The sequence below is a fragment of the Butyrivibrio sp. LC3010 genome (genome assembly GCF_000424385.1).
GTDB lineage: Bacteria > Bacillota > Clostridia > Lachnospirales > Lachnospiraceae > Butyrivibrio.
Genome location: NZ_AUJU01000059.1, coordinates 1 through 5,779, shown reverse-complemented (window position 1 = coordinate 5,779; position 5,779 = coordinate 1). Strand labels below are relative to the sequence as shown.

The 5,779-nt window shown below is 39.6% G+C and carries 1 protein-coding gene and 1 pseudogene; both read left to right on the top strand.

The window, feature by feature from the left end:
* The first annotated feature begins 821 nt into the window (after positions 1-821).
* Positions 822-4,844 (top strand): Ig-like domain-containing protein, encoded by a 4,023-nt coding sequence (locus G622_RS24970; protein WP_049945976.1) that lies wholly within the window; start codon positions 822-824, stop codon positions 4,842-4,844.
* A gap of 408 nt (positions 4,845-5,252) precedes the next feature.
* A pseudogene (locus G622_RS0119665) lies at positions 5,253-5,779 on the top strand (hypothetical protein); the annotation flags it as partial.

The window sequence follows — 5,779 nt, the reverse complement described above, 5'->3', positions numbered from 1 at the left end:
TCCACATCCCAGTAGGAACACTATCCCACTGGGAGCAAGGGGTAAGAACTCCCCCTGATTATGTTGTATACATGCTCTCACGAATCATATATATGGAACGTGAGCAATATCAAAAATAGAATGTTGCCTCACTGGAAAATCTGTCAGGTATATGGTTCTGCAACTTCGAATTCATTTAATTCAACCCAACCATAGACTGATACTTTTTCGTTATTGATCAAGTAATACAAGGGACATCGTTGTGAGTGATGTCCCTTTTTCTATTGACGGAGAGTGGCTTCAGCAATTTTCCTCATAGTACGCTCATAATAGTCTATATCCATCACAACAAATCTGCTCTAAACGCTCTTTGTAACAAAAACATGTTTATTAAATCCAGAACTTCTACGCTCAATCTCTACAGAATAATCTCCTATTAGAATTATCTACATACCACGCACGTCCTTTGTGATTACGTTATATATTATGCAAAGCCACTTGGATAACATGAATATTCCGCGATATTCGCTATATCGCTTCTACTATTTCTGCCCAATTAACTGTAAAAAGTTTTTGTCGACTCTTCATTCCCGCAAATTTGCAGCAATTCTTTTCCAAAAGTACACATAAATATCTATTTGAAGTATACGAATTGTAAAGCCAGTAAAACACTGACTTTCAATATAAAAGTTATGGCAAATTCAGCGACTTTTATTTCTGAGAGAATTAACGATTATTGCTTTTAAAATATTAACGAAAAATCGTCAATTCTCTCAGGAGTAAAACTCCTGACTTTGTCGCGACAAAGGACAAACACATTTCATATGAAAGGGGAAAACTTTATGAAGAAAAACAAAAAGATATGGTCGTGGGCACTGGCCGGTGCTCTGGCTGTAAGTAACTTGAGTGCGGTGGCTATACCTATGACTGCATTAGCAGATGTTTCAGCTTTAGCAGTGGCAGATACAACTGGAGATCAGAGCATTATTCTTCCTGAAGGATATGCAGCGACATCAGAAAATTTGATATTTACAACTACGAATGATGCTAGCAGTAATACAAAGAAAATATCGAAGACATCTGGAAACGCAAAAATCACTATGAGTGACATTATTCTTGACCCTGTCACCGCGGGAGCACAACCTGCGCAGGCTTTGAACATAGCTGCTGGACTTACAAAGGGAACTTATCCGGTCGTATTTACAGTAGATGAGGCCACTCCCAAAACTGTTACGTACAATGTTATTATCACAAAAGCAACAACTCTTCCTCAGATGAATTCAGGAGCAACTAATGGTGCTTATACACATGACACCAATTCAACGTTGGCATGCAATGCTGGAATAACTCAGGGAATTGGTATTTCACAGGATGCTGGATATGTTGCTCTTGTAAGTGCTGATAGTGATAATGCGGCAATCGCAAAGGTAGCTGGTCTTGAGAATGGTTCATTCACAGACATTACAAACGTTGGTGCTAGTGTTACAAACGGAATATATACAGTTGAGAAGGCAACAAACACATCTCTTAAAGTATCTACTGAGCCAGGTTCAGACGCAGGTTCTGTTTATATGGCAATAGGTGTGAAGGCTACAGCAGAGCAGCTTAAGGATAATAATTTTATCGGAACACAGACAAATACAGAGATAGTAAAAATTACTTCCGCTGCTTCAGATGAGCATTGTGCTGATGTTGTACTTTCTCCTTATACAGCAGGACTTGTTAATGCAAGCGAACTGAAGAAAGGCGAATCTGCTACAGCTAGTGTTGCAGTTCCATATGCTGGATCTGGTAAATATGTATGGTCATTGTCAGACACTTCTGCATTTGACATTGTTCCTTCGGCTGATACCCTTACGGCAACAGTTTCTCCGAAGAGTACTGCTGCGGTAGGAGCTACTGCGACAGTATCTGCAAAGTTCCAGAAAGCTGATGGAACATATGCAGGCGCTGGAGCCGCTGCTATAGGAAAGGATGTAAAAGTTGTAGCTGCTGGTGATGTAGATACTGCAATCGGAGTTACAGCAACTTTAAGTGGTGGAACAAGCATTATTCCTTCTGTAGATATGGAGGAAGGTACATCCTACTTCTATTTAACTGCTTCTAATAGCAATAAGGATAATGGTATAAAGAGTTGGGGATATTCAAGTGTGGAACTTTCTGACCCCAATTCAATTTTGACAGTAGATACAGGAGCTTCTGCAAATACAGAAAATGTAAATAAAACAGTACAGATAACTTTAGCACCGTCAAAGTATGGTACTGCAAAGGTAAGATTTACTGTTACAGGTTATTCAGATAATGTAGGTACTACTATAGATGGTGCTACCGAGCATCCGCTTGGAAGTAAGAGCGTAGATGTTACTATCAATGTAGAAAAAACAGGAACACCTACTTTCGTAGTAGCTGTACCTCAGGATGATCTGAAGTTTACAGAAGGTGACTATAGCAAGAAAAATGTAGTACTTGATGTAAAGGCTTCTAATGTGAAGAATTATGATCCTAGTAAGCTTGTAGCAACTTGGCGACTTGATGGAAATACTATTATAGCTGGAAATTATAAAGACTTTGCAGGTACCGGTGGAAATATTACATCTAAGTTCAATGCCGATAGTTATAAAAATGCGACGCTGAGTTTTGGCCTTAAAACAGGTACATTTAAAGCTGAAGAGACTGGAAAACTAGAACTTATAGGTTTGTACTATGATGGTAATGGTGATGGTAATCCAGGTGGAACAGGTGATATTAATATCATAACTGGTGTTGCTACACTTAATACCACCGGAGTAGATGTAACCGTAAAGAGAGATGGGAAGAATGCACTTCTTGCAGATGCTCTTGATGTTACTGTAACAACAGAAGGAAAGCCTCTTACTGTAACTTCTGATAAGAGTAGTGTCAAATTTGCTTCAACCGGAGCAGATGCTGCTAAGAATAATAAGGTTACTTTGACAATTAAAGACGATAATAATGCTGCTGTTACACCTGCTGCAATTTATATTGCTAAGAAATCATCTTATGATGCATTGACTACTAAGAATGCAACAACTATAAGTGGAATTGATAATTCAGCTAATGTTGCGACTATTACACTCGCTGATAGCAGTTTTGCTGTGAAAGCTATAGATTCAACAACTGCTGGTAATTATGTAGTAGTTGCATATGATACAGATGGAAGAAAAGGAACAGTTGATATAAGACTTCTTCCTGAAAATGCAGTAGATGCTACAGGTGTAAAGCTTAATAACGGAACACTTGAGATGGAAGTTGGAAAATCAACAACAACAGCTCAGGGAACATCTGACCTGTTTGCAACAGTTCTTCCTAATGATAAGACAACATCTAAGTATGCATCTGTAAGAGATATCGTAGCTACATCTGACAATACAAAGATTGTAGAAGTTACAAGTTACAACCTCCATGCATCTGGAACAGAATCTGATACAACTTCTGACATTGTTATCAAAGCTATTGCACCAGGTGAAGCTACAATAACAGCTAAAGCTGATGATGGTTCAACAGCTACATGTAAAGTAACTGTTAAAGGTATTGCAAGCATAACTGTTGATGGTGACAAAGAAGTTAAGGTTGATGAGACAGCTACATATACAGCTGATGTTGCTGCATTTGGAACAGGTATTTCAAAGGATGTTAAGTGGGCAGTTGATGATTCAACAGTTGCTGACATTGATTCCAAGGGTGTTCTGACAGCAAAGAAAGAAGGTACTGTTAAGGTTACAGCTACAAGTACATTCAATACTTCTATTGCTTCTGAGGCATTTGAAGTAACAGTCATCGCTTCTGACGCTTATACAGAAGAAGAAATCGCAGCAGCTGTAAAGGCCGCTGAAGATGCAGCAGCTAAGGCTGTAACAGAACCTACAGAAGCTAACATCCAAGCAGCTAAGGACGCTGTAGCAGCAGCTGAAAAGGCTGGAGCAACAGCTGAACAGCTTAAGTCTGCAAATGACAAGATAGCTGAAGCAGAAGCAGCTAAGCAGGCAGCTGATGACGCAGCAGCTAAAGAAGCAGCTAAGCAGGCAGCTATTGAAGCAGCAAATACTGCAGCAGAGGCAGCAAAGGCAGATCCTACAGCTGATAAGATTCAGGCAGCTAAGGATGCTATCGCAGCAGCAGAAACAGCAGGTGCAACGCTTGATGATCTGACAGCAGCTAATGCAGCATTGAAGACAGCTGAAGAAGCTAAGAAGGCAGCTGAAGAAGCAGCTAAACAGGCCGAAGAAGCAGCTAAGAAGGCAGAGGAAGAAAAGAAACAGCAAGAAGAGCAGAAGAAGCAAGAAGAGCAGAAGAAGCAGGAAGAGCAGAAACAGGCTGAGGAACAGAAGAAGGCTGAAGAGCAGAAAGCAGCTGAAGAAGCAGCTAAGTCCGACGGTTCTACAGCTGGAACACCTGCACCTGTAGGCAACGAACTTAAGGATGCAAACGGTGCAACAACCGGATTCGTTGTAACAAATGCAACAGCTGGTGCTGCAGAAGTTGAGTTCAAGGGAACAGCTACAGACAAGGCTTCTACTACAGTTACAATTCCTGAAGAAGTTAAGGATCGCAGCGGTAACGTTTATAAGGTAACATCTATCGCTCCTGAAGCTCTTAAGGATGCAACTGGTAAGACTCTCAACATTGGCAAGAACATTAAGAAGATCGGAAAGAACGCATGCAAGAACGCTAAGTTCAAGAAGATTACTCTTAAGACCGACAAGAAGGGTAAGGTTAAGATCGGCAAGGGCGCATTCAAGACCAAGAAGAAGGCTACAATCAAGGTTAAAGGCGCTAAGGGCGAGTATAAGACCAAGCTCATCAACAAGGTCAAGAAGCAGGCTCACAAGAAGTCTACAGTTAAGTAATTTCGATTACCCTACTGACTGACATTCTAAGCTAAACTAATAAGAAGGGATTACGGTTCTCTCATGAATCGTAATCCTTTCTTTTTTATTTTGGGATTATTCTGAAAGATAATATCACACATGTGATTATGGCGAATGTCGTTTCCACGCCATTTGTGAAGTGTTTGCACAGGTTTTATTAAGACTTTCTTAAGGCATAAAACCATATATTAATACAAACTTAAGATGAATTTGTCCCCATACCGTGTTATCATAACACAGCATGCAAGATGCATATCAAATTCTTTTACCTGATTACCGGACGATCTCCGGATTTTTCCATTAAATGCATTTAAATAGTGAAAAACAGAGGCTTCTATTTCGAAGTTGATTATGATTTTTTTGATATAATAGGAGTAGAAACAATAAATGAAGACAAATTTATCGCAGACAATAGACATTACATCTGAAGTCGCCAAATATGACGAAAGTGTAAAGGAAATACTTGCTGACAAACAGATTCTTGCTAGGATCCTGAAATATACACTTGCGGAATTCAGCGATTCTGATATAAACGATATCATAGCAAATATCGATGAACCTAAAGTATCCAAAGTCAGGATGGAACCGGGGCATACTAATACAGAGATATTTAACCAGGAACTTATAAAAACCGAGAAAATCATCAAGGAATCTGAGGAAGACAATGTCCCCGGTGAAGGTAAGATTTTCTATGACATAAGATTTTCAGTATACACAGAAAAGGAACTGCTGAAAGTACTGATAAACATAGAAGCCCAGAAAAGTACAAACCCCAGTAAACTTGGATATCATTTGGATAACAGGATTATTTATTATATGTCCAGAATGGTCTCTGCCCAAAAGGAAGTTGAGTTTGCAAAATCAAACTATGACAGTCTAAAGCCCATCCGCAGTATCTGGATCTGCATGGATGC